This window comes from uncultured Methanobrevibacter sp., from assembly GCF_902774605.1.
Classification (GTDB): domain Archaea; phylum Methanobacteriota; class Methanobacteria; order Methanobacteriales; family Methanobacteriaceae; genus Methanocatella.
Map to the genome: position 1 here is coordinate 1 of NZ_CACYJE010000018.1, position 15,833 is coordinate 15,833.

Consider the following 15,833-nt stretch of genomic DNA (forward strand, 5'->3'; position numbering starts at 1 on the left):
CGCACAACAGTGTTATCAGTCATCTAAGACTGCACTAACATATGCCATTCATTTGAGGACATATAACAAATTATTGGTTCTATCTCGTCGCACTTTTCATATGCTCTCTTACTATTTCTTTATAAATGGGGAAGTTGTTAATTTAATATTAGTGAGTCTTTAATTTTTGTATGTTAAAATTAAAGAACCATATAGTTTTAATTCAAAAATGTGGTGGATATATAATGGATAAACGAGTAATGGCTATTAAGGTTAGACTTAAACCTTCACCTGAACAAATTGAAGAGTTTCATAAGAATTTCGGCTGTGTCAGGAAAGTTTACAATCTAACATTAAATGAATACAACAAATTATACGAAAAGGATAACAGTATAAAACCCACTTACACCTTCTTATATAATTTGATGATGAAATATAAAAAATCAATCCCTTATTTGGATAAAATGGAATCCACAAGTTTACAGCAGTCCATAAGAGACTTAACCAACGCTTTTAATAATTTTTTTAAAAATCCTGCTCATAATCTTCCAACTTTTCATCGCAAAAAAGATAAAAAATTCAGCTTCAGACAAACTATTCCACCAAACAAGAAAATCATAGAAAAAAACAAAATATCATTAAGAAAATACGGAAAAATACCATTTCAAACCAGTAAAGAGTACAGAAAACTGTTAAACCAACCTGATCTCAAAATCAACAATATAACAATAAAATATGATGGTATACATTACTACGCTATAATCAACATAAACTATGATACTCTTAAACATTTTGAATTGACTGGAAAGAAAATAGGCGTTGATATAAATTCAAATAAAAACGGCTGGATAGTAACAAGCGACGGCGTTAAAGAACATTTCGATGTAAATCATGAAAACAAAATGATAAAATATCTAAACCAATTAATAAGCCCATGCAGAAAAAAACTAAGCCGAAAAAAGAAAGAATTACTAAAAAGACTACAAAAACAATACAACAAAAGAACCAACAAACTACAAGACTACATAGAAAAACTATCTTATAACCTCGTAAAAAAATATGATGTCATAGTTTTTGAAAAAAATTATGCTAAAATCAAAATACTCATCGGAGGAGAACAAAATTTGATTTTTCCCCTATCTAAATTCATAAATAAATTAAAAAAGAAATTTGAATGGTACAAGCCAGAAGCTGAAGGAGTAGTGTTTGTTGATGCCAAAAATACCAGTAAAACATGCCACAAATGCGGCCATATAAATGAAAATTTAGATGTGAAAACACGAGATTGGATTTGCCCGAAATGCGGTGAAAAATTAGATAGGGATGTCAATGCTGCTATTAACATACTTAACCGGTGGAACCCCGGGGATTGCCTAGAAAGCACTCAATAAACGATTGAGTAATAAAAACAAAACTCTAGGAATCCTCGCCTTCTTCAAGGCGAGGTTGTTCAAGAGGCATTCTAAATTTAATGGAGGGTATTAATTCCTAATAATTTGCATGCTTTATAATATTTTTTTTGGAGGAATTGTTTCACAATCAATATTTAATTCACGAATTTTCTCAATAACCTTCGGGTCATTTACTCGTTTAAAATGACCGTATTCCGCTATATTTTTAGTCATGGTTGTACTCCTTTTTAATCATTAGTATGTTCCTATTTTCATAATTAATATTTCATGATTAAATCAGTAATTATCTATTAAATGATTGCTTCAAAACAATTTAACAGTTTAATCATAATTTCACATGTTCAAGTCAATTCACCACTGTGAAGAGAATAATTTAATATAAGTATTTCAACAAATATCTTACTTGATTATTATGGCGTATGAAATTAAAAACAAGAAAAACATATCAACAATCGGCGTTCACGCCGGTCAGGAAGAAGTTGACGAGACCGGTTCAAGAGTGACTCCGATTTACCAAACTACTTCTTATGTATTCGACTCTCCCGAGCAGGCTGCAAACCGATTTGCACTTACGGAAGGAGGAAACATTTACACAAGACTGAACAATCCAACCACTGAAGCGTTTGAAAAAAGAATGGCTGCAATCGAAGGGGGAACAGCCGCTTATGCAACCGCATCAGGAATGGCCGCAATCTTTTATGCGATTATTAACTTAACCTGTGTTGGAGACAATATTGTCTCAGCAGATAACCTCTATGGTGGAACATATGAACTGTTCGAGAACACTTTGGAGGAACTGGGACGTACAGTAACATTCGTCGATTCCCAATCTCCTGAACTATTCGAAGAGACAATCAATGACAAGACCAAGGCAATCTATGTTGAGTCAATCGGAAACCCTAAATTGGACATTCCTGATTTCGACAAGCTGGCTGAAATTGCACATTCACATGGAATCCCATTGATAGCGGACAACACTGTCGGAATAGGCTCTGTAAGGCCGTTCGACCATGGGGCAGACATCATCGCTTCATCAGCCACCAAATACATTGGAGGCCATGGTACCACTCTCGGAGGAATAGTCATCGAGAAGGGGGACTTTGACTGGATGAACGGCAAGTTCCCAACACTTTCCGAACCGGATGAAACCTACAATGGACTGGTTTTTGCCGAAACATTCGGAGAGGCGGCATTCACAACAAGGCTCAGGACAGTAGTCGGAAGGGACACCGGTGCTGTGCCTTCACCTTTCAACTCATTCCTGCTCATGCAGGGACTGGAAACACTGGGCTTGAGAATTGAAAGGCACGCTTCAAATGCAATGGCAGTTGCTGAACACTTGGAGGCTCATCCGAAAGTCGCCTGGGTGACATATTCAGGTCTTGAATCCTCACCGAACCATGAAGTGGCTAAAAAGTACGCTGAAAAGGGTTACGGGGGCATAGTTTCATTTGGACTTAAGGCAGGATATGATGGTGCCTTGAAGTTCATTGAAAACGTTGAGCTGATATCATTCCTTGCAAATATCGGTGATGCGAAATCCCTAGTCACCCACCCTGCCTCAACAACTCACTCCCAATTGTCTGAAGAGCAGCAATTGTCCACTGGTGTCACACCTGACCTGATCAGGTTCTCAGTGGGTATTGAGGACATTGAGGATATCCTGGCTGATGTGGACCAGGCATTGGATAAAATCTAATTTCATTTTTTTTATTCTATTTTTTTCCTTTTTAGAAAACCCTTTTACTTATAACATTTAAATGGTGTTAATGATATATAAATGAATATAATAATGTCAGTATATCATATCTAAAATGTTGTAATATTTCCTGTAATTTCATAATATCGTTATTTTTTATTTTTTTATTCGAATAAAGCTATATATAAAATTATATTTACTTTTATCGAATACGGGATATTATTTTGCGAGGATTGGACTTTATATGGTTTCTTTTTTATATCTCATATTCTTCTATAAAGCATTTACTTTACAATACTTTACTTTATGTGATTTAATAATGTGGGCATATAAAATTTTAACTATGGTATTATGTTGAATGAATATTTTCAAAACAAACTGGACGAAGCATACGAATTAATTCAAAATGATACAGAATTAGCTTTAAATATATTCAATGAACTATTAGAACAGGAACCTGAAAATATTGAAGTTTTAAACGGCAAGGGATCAGCTTTAATGAAATTAAACAAGATAGATGAGGCAGATGAATGTTTCAACCAATCTATATTGGTTAGTGAGAATCCATCCGCTTTAATCAATAAGGGTTTGATTTCAAAACAGAGGAATGAATACTCAAAAGCCTTAAAATATTATGATTCTGCTATCCAATTGGACTCTAATCTGAACAATATAGTTTCCATACTGAAAAATGAGATAATGGATTTGATCGATGATACTATTTTAAGCATAGATGAATTTGCTCCAGAAGCGAACGAGTGCATCAAGGCGGGCATTGATTTTAAGAATGAAGGCCAAATCTGGGATGCGCTGGATTGCTTTAACAAAGCATTGGAATATGACCCTGCTTGTGAAAATTCTGTTCTGATTTTAATAGATGAGATTAAAAACATATTGTATAACAGATTCCTTTTTAATGTTCTTGAATTCAATGACTCTGAAATTGACGATTTGAAATTAAAGTTTTTAAAGGCATTGCTTATTGAAGAGGATTACAATAAGGCCTTAAAGTTCATGGAGGACATATTGGATGTGTATGGTGATGATGTCGACACATTGAACTATAAGGGTTGCGTATTGTTCTTATTCGACAAGTACGATGAGTCAATAGAATGCTTTGATAAATGCTTAAGCATTGATGAGGAATACTATTATGCCTTATTCAATAAGGGAATCGTATTGAGGAAAGCTTGTAGATTAAAAGAATCATTTTCATGTTTCAATAAACTTTTAAAGATGCCTGAATATGAAGAAACTGTCAAGGAGTATATTCTAGAAATTATCGAAAAGCTCAACGGTCAAATATAAAATGATTTATTTCAAATGATTTGCTTTGTCTGATTTAAATATCATTGAGGTTAAATATATAAATTTGAGGTTTATATGCATAATATTAGGCAATGGAATGTTGTTTTTCATTTCAAAGGGAGTTATGGTTATGTATGATTTAGAAAAAGTTAAAACAATGGTTTTTGATTCTTTAGATTCTAATTTAATATCTGTTAAATTGGCTGCTGTTAATAATGAGGTTAGATTCTCAATATTGGAAATTTTAAGAGATTTTCAAAAGAAAAATCAATTAGATGATAAGTCGTTTAAAAGCGATCCACTGTACTCCCGTGAGATAAACAGCATCCTATTGAATAATTATAATATCGATATCACCACCCAAATGCTGGGCCAACACTTGAAGCAACTCCTGGAAGCGGACCTGATTGAGGAATGCGTTGTCAAAAAGGAGGTTCCAAACAAGATAGGCTTGAGAAGCGTTAAAGCATATACATTAAAGGAGGATGCATTTGAAGACCTGTTTTTAGAGATAACCTTCCTCTCGGATGAATTGCTGTCATTTTTTAATTTATATAAATCCAATCAAAGGTTCCATGATGGGGAACACTGCGTCTTGACAATCTTCAATGGCCTTGATAAGGGAAAAACATTCAAGGTTCATAAGGATGAGACAATCCTCATCGGAAGACAGGGAAACTTCAAGTCAAGTGACTTGTCCTCCTTCACAATACTTCTGGACAATAGCTATTCCACAGTATCGAATGTGGCAAAACCTCATCTTAAATTGTATTATAAGGATGACGGGTGGTACATATTGGACGAGGGAAGTTCAAACGGCACATTCATTGCTGATAGGAAAGTGATTAAGGGAGAGGAAACCAAACTGAAAAACAATTCATTTTTAAAGCTATCCAGAGGCAATGGCGGAGCGGTAATATACTGTTCATTCTAGATTCGATTCATGGTGCTTGGTGATGGACTTCGATTCGATTAAAAGGACTGTTGAAGGTTACTTCAACGGCCAGTATGAAGTTGAAAAATTCCTTGGTGAAGGTTCATTTTCAAATGTTTATCTGGTTAAACATAATTTTCTAGATGACTTGAGGGCAATGAAAATCATCAAGGAGCCATTGAACCCAACCAGCCCCACTGAAACTATTTTTAACGAGGTCAAGCTTGCAACAAAACTTAGAAACGACAACATCATAAACATATACGATGCAGGCATAATTTCAGCCGCTGACGATTTGGCGTATTTTGTAATGGAATATGTTCCCGGGGGAGACCTTGAGGATTACCTGAACTCATTTGCAAAGTCAAACATTCAAATGCCAATATCACGTGCACTGAAAATTATGAAGCAGATCTTAACTGGATTAAACACCCTTCACTCATCAAATCCCCCAATCGTCCACAGGGACTTGAAACTCAACAACATCCTTTTAAATTACAATTCCAATGGGGATATCGAGATTAAGATTTCTGACTTTGGCGTTGCAAAGGAACTCACTACAAACCTCTCAGACATTGACATTGTGGGAACAAGGCCTTATATGGCTCCTGAATCCTTCAAGAAAAACATTTCACCCATGACTGACATCTATGCAGTAGGAGTCATTTTCTACCAATTGCTGACCGGTCATTATCCATATGATGTTGAAAAGTTCAGCTTAAATGAATTGCTGGACTTGAAACCATGGCAGGAGGGGTTAACTCCTCCAAGCCATTATAATGAGAGAATTCCATTTAAAGTTGATGAGATGGTGTGCAAATGTTTAAATGTTGATCCTGAGGACAGGTATCAAAATGCAGGTGAGTTTTTAGGGGAAGTGGAACTTCTGATGGATCAAATGGAGTTGCATGATGATTATGATGACGGTGAGGAATTCATTGATGATTATTCCGAATATGTTGTGAATGATTCAATACTTGAAGCGTTCAGGTTGGCGAAAATGGAAAACGGATTGTCCGACGCTATCGTGATGCTTGAAAGGGAAATCCTTAAGGATTATGATGTCAGGAGATTTTACGGGCAAACCCTCAGGATATGGAAATCCAAAAACCCTGATGCAAGATTGGTTTCAAAGGCATTCACAGTGAACTTAAAAGGCAGGAACTATAATCTTGCCCGTGACCTGTTGAGGGAAGCCATTGCATATAATCCATCTCTTGAAAGTAAATATGAGTCTTATATTCGTTTATGGAAAATATTCGAGGAGTTGTCAAGGGACAGCAATTTGATAAGGGCAGTCCTTGGACTGGAGGATCTGATGGAGTCAAGCTCTCTAATCAGCGGAATCTACAGGAACATTATTCATGTCCTGAAGACATATTCCATCGAGGAGATTGCAGGCGAGTCACTTCGCCTGGTTGATAGGAATAACCTGATTGATGCCGCTAACCTGATGGAGTTTGCAGTGGTTTGCGATTTAAAGATGCGCAATGAACTTGAATATAAATTATCATTATGCAAGCAGAATATGGGATTGTATTATGAAAATCATGACGTTAAAGGGGATGCTATTGATTATGCCATTGATTTGGGGACTGTGGATTCCATAGTTTCCTATTATAATGATGGGGAGCCGATAATCATTAAAAACCATTTGACCGGAAAAGATGTGACTCCTTCCGCAGTTTTGGTTGATGATGAGGGGGTGCAAGTCGGTGAAGCTGCACGCAATGCGTTATTGGAGAATAATCAAAATGCAATCACTGAATTCAAACAGGACATGGGATTTTCAATACCTTTCAAATCCAAATCCAACACACTGTATCCTGAACAATTGTCAAGTGAAGTTTTAAAGGACTTGAGATTGTCGGTTTATAGGCAATGCAACATCGACATGGACCAGGCGGTAATCTGCGTTCCTGCCAATTCAAATCCCCTTAAAACAAAAGCAATAATGGATGCTGCTGAACTTGCAGGGTTCAGGTCATATAACCTGCTTTTCGAACCGATAGCAGTTGCAATGGCTTATGATTTGGCCAATTCAAATGATGACTATTGGATGATTTACGATTTGGGCGGAGGAACATTCAATGTTTCAGTAATAAAAAAGGACAGCGGCAGGATTGAAAAATATGTCACTGATGGATTTAATGGCATAGGGGGCAATGTTTTTGACTGGATGATTGTCGAGGATGCTTTTGTGCCTAAAATCATCAATGACTTGCATCTGGCTGATTTTAAACGGGATAATCCCAAATATGTGAAGATATTTTTTAGGCTGAAGGATGCTGGCGAACAGGCCAAGATGGAATTGTCAAGAATCGGGGAATCGGAGATATGTGTGGGCAACCTTTTTGAAGGTTATGATTTCACTTATCGTTTAAGCAGGGAGGAATTCAAGCAAATCATAAATCCCGGCATTGAAAGCACATTTAATCTATGCCATGACTTATTAAACAATAACGATTTGGAAATAAGTGAAATGGATAAAATAATTCTGGTTGGAGGCTCATGCATAAGTCCAACAATACGGGACTTGATAGGGGATGAGTTTAAACGACCGCTGGAATACGGTATTGACCCTTTGACTGTAGTTGCAAGGGGAGCAGCAATATATGCGGGAAACCTTGAAAAACAGCCGGTCAACAAGGATATGGACTCTGTTTCATTAATCATAACTCATGATGAGGACAGTTTCCATGGAAGAATATTCACTCAGGACAGCAAAACCTCTTTTTTAGGTTTCACCATATCCCTCAGGGATTTAAATGACGGCCACATCATGCGTGAAGCTCCAATAAGCCTTGACGGAACATTCAAGATGGATTATATGGAAGGCGACTTCGGATTTGACATTCATGATGAGGGGGAATCGGTGAAGCTCGACGGCAAATCTATTTCAATGATCAAAAACAATCAATTATACGTTCCATACCTAAAGGAATCCTTTAATGTATCCAATAATGATGTGGATTTAAACAAGTTGGCCGATTCATTGAAGTATCTAAAAGACGATATTGACTCAACACTTCATCTTTTCATTGAAAGACTAATGGAATTGGTTCAAATTGATGGGAAAAGCAATGATTTGCTAAAAATCTACAATGACCATGTGAATGAACTGGCCACAGTCCATAAGAACGATTTGAAGTTTTCCAGACTGCTTGAAAATGTGGAGAATAAACTCAGATTCCTTGATGAAAGCAGGAATCTGGAGGAAATCATAATCAATAAGGATTATGATGCCTTGAAAAATATTCATGAGCAATTAATTCATGAGCACGTTATGAAAAACCGTGAAAAGACCATTCGTGATTGTTTTTATAATTTGAAGCATGAGGGAATATACTCTGACAATCTTGCTAATCGCTTAATCGAAAAGGGGCAAATCGAATTGGAAAATTCGAATTATGATGCATTGATTGGAATAATCACTAAGCTATATGAACTTGATGAAAGGGTGTTTTAAATGAAAGAAGATTTGAATCAAACAATAATCCTGAACAAGAATGATGATGAGTCCTTTTTGGATTTTAACACTTCAATTGATTTGGATTGCATAATCAAGTTATTCAATCGAAAAGAGGAATGATTTTTTTTCTTGATGAAATGTTTTCCTTTATATAACTTAAATTTTATTTTTTACAAAAATATTACACAGTATGGATTATTTGGTAAATTCAAATTATGGACAGTTACTTTCCAGGGTGTTTTTTTATGAGTGAGAATAACTTAAAAAAATATATTAATGAATTCTTCAATCAATTGACATTGTATGATGACCATTACAACAATCATCTTTATAAAGGATTATTGAAAGCCGGCGTTGATGTATTTCTTGAAAAAGAAACAGCATACAATGCTTATGAAATATATCAGACTTTTTTCATGATTTATCAAATCACTGCGGAAAACAAGTCCGACAATGTAAATGACCACAGCATAGTTAATGAACCCAACACATTGCTTGACCTGGTTAAGATAATGAAAAAATATGAGGAAAACACTGGAGACCTAATTGAAAAGCAAAGGGACCATTTCATCCATTCCGTAAATGTGTTCCTATTAGGTTTGGCGGTCTATTCTCAAAATAAAAACTACCGTGAAGCATTCAAATCATATATTCTCGCAAGCCCCTATAAAAAGTATTATAAGATTGATAATGAGTTTTCACATGAGGAATTCCTATACCGCTGGGGAGTGGCATCCCTGTTCCATGATATAGGATATCCCGTTGAGATTATAGGCAAACAGTTAAACAAGTTCATAAATGACGGTGTGAAATCCATTTCAAGCACATATGGTGCGGATACTGCAATTGACTTCAAGGACTTCAATGAATTCAACACTATAGTAAAAATAGACCCTAACTTTGCAGATGAATACACTCAAAATTATCCTAAGGCAAAATTCCTCAACCTCTTCAAGCCGACAGACATCATGGCCCAGAAGATAGCCACCGATTTCACCAACGTCAATGTAAATGATGTTTCAAAACACTTGGATAATTTCGTGAACATAATGGGGGAAAGCGGATTCATCGACCATGGATTCTTCTCATCAATCCTTGTTTTAAACTCATATGGCTATCTGATACAGAAATATGCTAAAAACCATGATTTCTTCTTCTACCCGATAGTTGACAGTGCAACTGCGATACTGCTCCACAATTACTACAGGAACGTTTTGCAGAAAAAGCCATTTGACCTTCCTGCACTTCATCCCAAACAAAGCCCTCTTTCATACCTGTTGATATTATGTGATGAACTTCAGGAATGGAACAGGCAGCCATTCGGTATCAAGGACAAGAAAAGAAGCCATGTCAATGACCTGAATATAATCATAGACGAGTACAGGCTGGAAGTCGACTACATTGTCAAATCAGGTTCAATGGGTCTTGGATTTTCAGAGGACAAGGAGGAACTGCTCAAAAACGTCCTGTCAATACCAAGCATATTCAGAAAAGGCCTATTGGTCTTCACTGATGTCAAGCAGGACAACAACATCATGAGGGAAATAGTCAAATCCGAAATACAGGCTCCGAATACACTGCTTAGAAACGTGGAAAAGCTGGCCCTTCAGATTCACCAGCAATATATCGACACCACAACAGCCCAATACGAGGAGAAGAAAGCCAAAGGAGAACTAGATGATAAAACAAGGGAGAAATTTGAGAACTTAACAGATTTCAATGGGCTCTCATCTCACCTTAAGTTGGCAAATATCAGGCAGGCCAGGTCAATTCCTAAAAAACTGAACATGATTGGATGCGAACTTGCTAACCTCTCAGACAAGAGGGAGGCAATAACCGAATTCGCTGAAGACGAAATATTGGACCTGGCGATATATGAGCATGATGAATGGTGTGAGGAAAAGATAGCCATGGGCTGGACCTATGGTGAAGTTAGGGATGACTCTAAGCTGATACATGACTGTCTTGTGCCATGGGATTACTTGACACCTGCAATACAGCAATATGACATTGATCCCGTCAAGAACATTCCGTCCCTTGTTGAATCCATCGGATTGAAGATTGTCAGAAGCAAGATCAGAATGCTCACAATAGAGATGCACAAGTTCTACCAGTCCAAGGTTTCAGGAACACAGGACTTTGAGGACTTGCCGGAATACATCAAGTATTCAAATTACAAGCAGGCCGATTTTTTAGTGAAAATATTGACCGAGCTCGGCTATGATGTTGTAGATATCGAAGCTCCGGGCGAAGAGGTGGAGTCATTTGATGAGGATTCCCTAGAATACTTGGCTAAAAGAGAGCATAATGCATGGTATAAGCTTAAGATTAACTTGGGCTGGAGATACGGTCCGGTTCGCGATGATGATTTGAAACTCAATCCCAATCTGGTTGAATGGGATGAGCTTGAGGTTGAACAAAAAAATTCCAACATGAGAACATTCAGGAATCTCCCACAAATGTGCAGGAATGTTGACTTGAAGATTGTTAAAAGCTAATTTTAACAATCAATATTTAAAATGATGTTATTTTTAATAAAAACTCTTAATTTTATCTAATATATCAATAAGGTGTAAGCATGAATGAACAAGCAAATGAGAATATAAAAGATGAAGAGGAAGTATTTGTAAATGACAACATACGACGAGAAAAATCAAATCTCCATGTCTACATTGATGAATTCTTTGACATGTTGACCTTGTATGATGACAACAAGTCCCAAAACTCAAGCACTCAATACAAGCATGATTACAAGGGATTGCTGAAAGCAACAATAGATGTTTTTCTTGAATTCGAATCACCTTACACTGCAAATGAAGTGTATGAGAACTTTCTCATGATTTACCAGATTACGCCGGAGGATAAAAGCGAAGTGGATGAGGACAGTCCGAAAAGCCTCATAAGCGAACCGAACACTCTCCTGAATCTGGTGGATCTGATGAAGAAATATGAGGAAAACACTGGCGAGCTGATAAACAGGCAAAGGGATCATTTCATCCACTCAGTGAACGTTTTCGTATTGGGACTGGCGATTTACGCTAAAAACGAGAATTTCAGATTTATCTTTAAGGACTACATTCTTGAAAACGAATTCTACAAGAAGTATTACAAAACACCTGATATGGAATTCTCCCATGAGGAATTCCTTTACCGTTGGGGAATAGCATCGCTCTTCCACGATATAGGATACCCTTTTGAAATCATCGGAAAACAGATAGACAAGGTCATCGAGGATGGAATCAAGACCATTTCAGTAAACTATGACATTGACGCCCATGTGGACTATAGGGATTTCAACGAGTTCAATGCAATTGTGAAAATCCCTCCATATGACTATGCAGACAAGTTCAGAAACCGCTACGAGTCAACAAAAGTCCTTGACCTGTTCAAGCCGACAGACATCATGGCACATAAGATAGCCAATGATTTCGGCTTCGACAAGGTCCAGTTCAAAAAGCTCCTCAAGCACTTGAACGGATTCATCAAATACATGAATGATATGGGTTTCGTGGACCATGGATACTTCTCAGCAATACTTGTATTGAACTCATACGGTAAACTGATTCAACAGTACGTTGAAAAGGACAAGGACTTCTTCTTCTACCCGATAGTTGACAGTGCAACCGCAATCCTGCTGCATAACTATTACAATAAGACATTGCAAAGTGATCTTTTCAAGCTTGGAAAACTGGATCCGAGTGCCTCACCGATATCCTATTTGTTAATATTATGTGATGAGCTTCAAGAATGGAACAGGCGCCCATATGGGGTCATGGATAAGAAAAGAAATCATGTAAACGATTTCGATGTGGAGATAGATGACGAAAAAATCATTGTAAGATACATTCTCAAAAATGGGTCCATGGGTCTAGGATTTGAGGAAATGAAGGATGATTTCATCAATGAAGTCCTTGACGTGAGGAAAATATTCCCAGCAAAACTGTCAATATTGCCTAAAGTAGAATTGGATGATGTTCAAAGAGACATTCTGGCAGAGGATATCAGGACACCTGACGTGCTGATGAGAAACATTGAAAAACTAGCGGTGGAAATCAACGAACAGTATAACCAGACATCAGGTAACGGGGAAACAATATCATATGCTGAAAAGAAAGTCCGTTTTGATGAGTTGAACTCCGATTTGAAAATGTCCAATATTCGCCAAGCAAAATCAATTCCAAAAAAACTGGCATTGATAGGATGTGAGATAGCCCATAAGACCGAGGAGGAACTGGCTGATGCAGATGATATCGACACTAAAGTCAATAAAATCATCAACGAGAAATACGGCGAGGGAATCACTCCTGATGAAATTGACGATGAAATCATTGAAGAGACTTCAAAAATCGTCAGGATCCTCAAGTTCTCAAACAAGGATATTAACGACTTGGCCATTTACGAGCATGACGAATGGTGGGATGAGAAGCTGGGCAAAGGATGGATTTATGGTAAAACTAAAGACCTCGAAGAGAAAATCAGTCCATGCATGAAGGAATGGAAGTATCTTCTCCCTGAAGACAGGCAGTATGATATAGACACCATCAAGAACATACCTAGACTCCTAGATAATCTCGGATTGAAAATCATCAGAAGCAGGTTCAAGGCATTGACCTACAAGATGAACCAATTCTATGAATACGGCAAGCTTGACAGCAATTCCAGTGGTGAATTGGAATTTAAGAATCTTGACAATGCCATACAGTTCTCAAATTTCAAACAAGCAAATCAATTGATCAACATATTGAAGGAAAAAGGTTATGAATTTGTCCCATTGGAAGACCCAAGAGAAGAGGTTGTATCATTCGATTATGATGAGATAGAGCACTTCGCCAAAAGGGAACATGAAAGCTGGTACAAGCTCAAGCTCAACTTAAATGAAGTTTCAAGTAAAAACTTCGTTGAATGGGATGATCTTGACCGTAAAGTAAAACATAAAAACCGTGAAACCATCAGGCACCTTCCTGAAATGTGCAGGGATGAGTATGTTGGTTTGAAGATAGTCAGAAGTGAATAGGTTAAATTATTCACTTTTAACATTATTGTGCAAGAATTCTCCGGCTTCTTCAAGCCGGAGTGGTTCAATCAATTTGGTGTGGACAAGGTTAATTCATCGTTAAGTTTTGGTTAGGTCTTGCATTGGTGTCAGCAAGGTTAATGAATAATTTCATAAGTTGAAAGGATGAGGTAAAAAGAATAATTAATTAACTATTCTTTTAGCGAATTCCTGAGCGTTTTTCAAATCTTCATCGTTAGGATGTCCTCTGTGGACGAACTTGAAAGCTCCACGACAATGGAATTCATCTTCGCTCATTTTCAATCCTTTAGCTTCAACCTGCTTTTTGACTTGACTGTAGGTTGACTCGATTAGTGCTGCTGATGAGAAATTGACGACTTCACCGACATTGACGTTGATGTTTGCTATGAAATCCTTGATTTTTGAATCGATTCCAGCAGCATAGACCGCACTTCCTAAAAATAGAATGTCAACATCTTCGGTCAATGGTTCATCTACTGTTTTTGCTTCAACGTTTATTGCATAGCCTATCGCTTCTGCAAGCTTTTTTGTATTTCCAGTTTTACTGTAATATCTAATTGCTACTTTCATCTAAACACCTAAACTTAATTTAATTATTATAAAATATAAAGTTTTGTTTAGAATTCAAGGGTTTCCAGAACTTTTGGAATCAATGTTTTACAATTAGTTACGGATTGTTTAAATTTTTCAGGGTCTTGAGCGATTGACGGGAAAGAGTTGTAATGCATTGGAATGACGAATTCAGGATTAATCCAACTGGCTGCAATGGATGCTTCTGCCGGATCCATTGTGAAAATGTTGCCTATTGGCAATAATGCGATATCAGGATTGTAGATTTCTCCAATTACGAATTTCATATCACTGAACAATCCAGTGTCTCCCGCATGAAATACTTTCAGCCCATCATCAAAAGTGAACAGGAAACTTCCGGGGTTGCCTGCATACTTTGTTTCTATTTCAAAATCGAATGTTGATGAATGTTTTGCTTCAAGCATTCTTATTTCAACATCCTCTATTTTGATGAATGCACCATAATTTATCCCGATTGCATGAACACCTTTCCGTTGCAGGTAAATGGATATCTCATAATTGCTTATCACCATTAAATTGGGATTGTTCCGAGCTATTTCAACCACGTCTCCAAAGTGGTCCGCATGTCCATGGGTTATGCAGACAACATCCGAATTGACATCATTAGTTTTTAATGGGCAAGCGGGATTTGCCTGGATAAACGGATCAACAAGAATATTCAAACCATTGTTTGAAGTTAGTTCAAATGCTGAATGACCTAGCCATCTAAGTTTCATATAGCACAGACCCCATCGGCGCAATTATCGCTGTCCTTGTCATCATCAACTTCACTTTCACTAATTATCTGTGACAATACGCTTTTAAAATCATCATAGCTCAATGCACCCGGTATTGAATATTTGCCGTCAAACAGATAGAACGGCACGGCATGGATTCCGGCTGAAAGCGCAATGTTTTCATCTTCCTCAACTTTAGCATTATATAAATCAGTGTCTAGAACTTCTTTTATTTCCTCTTCACCCAAACCTGCATCAAGGGCAATTTCCATAAGAACCTCATGGTCTGCCAGCTTAAGATTTTCAACGAAATATGCATCAAAAAGTGATGTGGCCAATTTATCGACGGATTCGGGATGTTTTTCCTGTGCCAGTTTCATCAACCTGTGGGCGTCACGGGTATTGGTGTATAATGTTGTTTCATATTTAAAGTCAATTCCCTCATCAGCCCCGAGCTGTGAAATCTGATTCACCTGTTTTCTAGCATCCTCTATTGACAGGCTGTATTTAACTGCGAACCTTTCTACAGTGGTTGACTGAACGTCACGGGGTGCGTTTTGATCAAGTTCAAATGCACGAATGTCAAATTCAACATCTAAATCCAAATCATCAATTGCTTTTTTCAGTCTTGTATTTCCTATATAACAGTATGGACAAGCAAAATCGCTCCAATATGTAATTTTCATA

The 15,833-nt window shown here is 37.2% G+C and carries 11 protein-coding genes; 8 read left to right on the forward strand and 3 right to left on the reverse strand.

All coding sequences use genetic code 11. The annotated features are described in order from the left end of the window. Positions 1 to 224: 224 nt before the first annotated feature. From QZU77_RS05035 to QZU77_RS05070, 8 genes are all read left to right on the forward strand, one after another. Positions 225 to 1,370 carry an RNA-guided endonuclease TnpB family protein gene (locus QZU77_RS05035; protein WP_295600946.1) on the forward strand — a complete coding sequence of 382 codons (1,146 nt, stop codon included), beginning with the start codon at positions 225 to 227 and terminating at the stop codon, positions 1,368 to 1,370. Positions 1,371 to 1,803: 433 nt separating this feature from the next. Then, the gene (locus QZU77_RS05040) at positions 1,804 to 3,090 is read left to right on the forward strand and encodes an O-acetylhomoserine aminocarboxypropyltransferase/cysteine synthase family protein (RefSeq protein WP_295600949.1); all 1,287 of its coding nucleotides are present in this window, start codon (positions 1,804 to 1,806) and stop codon (positions 3,088 to 3,090) included. Between the two features lie 354 nt (positions 3,091 to 3,444). Continuing rightward, entirely contained in the window at positions 3,445 to 4,398 is a 954-nt protein-coding gene (locus tag QZU77_RS05045; RefSeq protein WP_295600952.1) for a tetratricopeptide repeat protein, read from the forward strand. Between the two features lie 130 nt (positions 4,399 to 4,528). Then, entirely contained in the window at positions 4,529 to 5,332 is an 804-nt protein-coding gene (locus tag QZU77_RS05050) for an FHA domain-containing protein (RefSeq protein ID WP_295600955.1), read from the forward strand. Positions 5,333 to 5,354: 22 nt separating this feature from the next. Next, the gene (locus tag QZU77_RS05055; protein ID WP_295600958.1) at positions 5,355 to 8,801 is read left to right on the forward strand and encodes an Hsp70 family protein; all 3,447 of its coding nucleotides are present in this window, start codon (positions 5,355 to 5,357) and stop codon (positions 8,799 to 8,801) included. Beyond that, a complete protein-coding gene (locus QZU77_RS05060; protein WP_295600961.1) occupies positions 8,802 to 8,924 on the forward strand; it encodes a hypothetical protein in 123 nt (40 codons plus the stop codon). A gap of 125 nt (positions 8,925 to 9,049) precedes the next feature. Continuing rightward, positions 9,050 to 11,302 carry a RyR domain-containing protein gene (locus tag QZU77_RS05065; protein WP_295600964.1) on the forward strand — a complete coding sequence of 751 codons (2,253 nt, stop codon included), beginning with the start codon at positions 9,050 to 9,052 and terminating at the stop codon, positions 11,300 to 11,302. Positions 11,303 to 11,382: 80 nt separating this feature from the next. Then, complete coding sequence (locus QZU77_RS05070; protein ID WP_295600966.1) at positions 11,383 to 13,818, forward strand: RyR domain-containing protein; 2,436 nt, start codon at positions 11,383 to 11,385, stop codon at positions 13,816 to 13,818. 183 nt (positions 13,819 to 14,001) lie between these two features. Here the strand turns inward: QZU77_RS05070 and QZU77_RS05075 are convergent, their stop codons facing one another. From QZU77_RS05075 to QZU77_RS05085, 3 genes are read right to left on the reverse strand one after another with little or no spacing between them, the layout of a single operon-like run. Continuing rightward, positions 14,002 to 14,409, reverse strand: a complete 408-nt coding sequence (locus tag QZU77_RS05075) for a flavodoxin family protein (protein ID WP_295600969.1) — start codon at positions 14,407 to 14,409, stop codon at positions 14,002 to 14,004. A 47-nt stretch (positions 14,410 to 14,456) separates the two neighbouring features. After that, a complete protein-coding gene (locus tag QZU77_RS05080; RefSeq protein ID WP_295600972.1) occupies positions 14,457 to 15,146 on the reverse strand; it encodes a metal-dependent hydrolase in 690 nt (229 codons plus the stop codon). Then, entirely contained in the window at positions 15,143 to 15,832 is a 690-nt protein-coding gene (locus QZU77_RS05085) for a DsbA family protein (protein ID WP_295600975.1), read from the reverse strand. Before QZU77_RS05085 ends, QZU77_RS05080 begins: the two co-directional genes overlap by 4 nt. Position 15,833: the final 1 nt, after the last annotated feature.

Excerpts from the sequence above, each read along its gene's own strand:
- QZU77_RS05055 (WP_295600958.1), top strand. The coding sequence starts at position 5,355 with ATGGACTTCGATTCGATTAAAAGGACTGTTGAAGGTTACTTCAACGGC.
- QZU77_RS05080 (WP_295600972.1), bottom strand. The coding sequence starts at position 15,146 with ATGAAACTTAGATGGCTAGGTCATTCAGCATTTGAACTAACTTCAAAC.
- QZU77_RS05040 (WP_295600949.1), top strand. The coding sequence starts at position 1,804 with ATGGCGTATGAAATTAAAAACAAGAAAAACATATCAACAATCGGCGTT.
- QZU77_RS05050 (WP_295600955.1), top strand. The coding sequence starts at position 4,529 with ATGTATGATTTAGAAAAAGTTAAAACAATGGTTTTTGATTCTTTAGAT.
- QZU77_RS05065 (WP_295600964.1), top strand. The coding sequence starts at position 9,050 with ATGAGTGAGAATAACTTAAAAAAATATATTAATGAATTCTTCAATCAA.
- QZU77_RS05035 (WP_295600946.1), top strand. The coding sequence starts at position 225 with ATGGATAAACGAGTAATGGCTATTAAGGTTAGACTTAAACCTTCACCT.
- QZU77_RS05085 (WP_295600975.1), bottom strand. The coding sequence starts at position 15,832 with ATGAAAATTACATATTGGAGCGATTTTGCTTGTCCATACTGTTATATA.
- QZU77_RS05075 (WP_295600969.1), bottom strand. The coding sequence starts at position 14,409 with ATGAAAGTAGCAATTAGATATTACAGTAAAACTGGAAATACAAAAAAG.
- QZU77_RS05060 (WP_295600961.1), top strand. The coding sequence starts at position 8,802 with ATGAAAGAAGATTTGAATCAAACAATAATCCTGAACAAGAATGATGAT.
- QZU77_RS05070 (WP_295600966.1), top strand. The coding sequence starts at position 11,383 with ATGAATGAACAAGCAAATGAGAATATAAAAGATGAAGAGGAAGTATTT.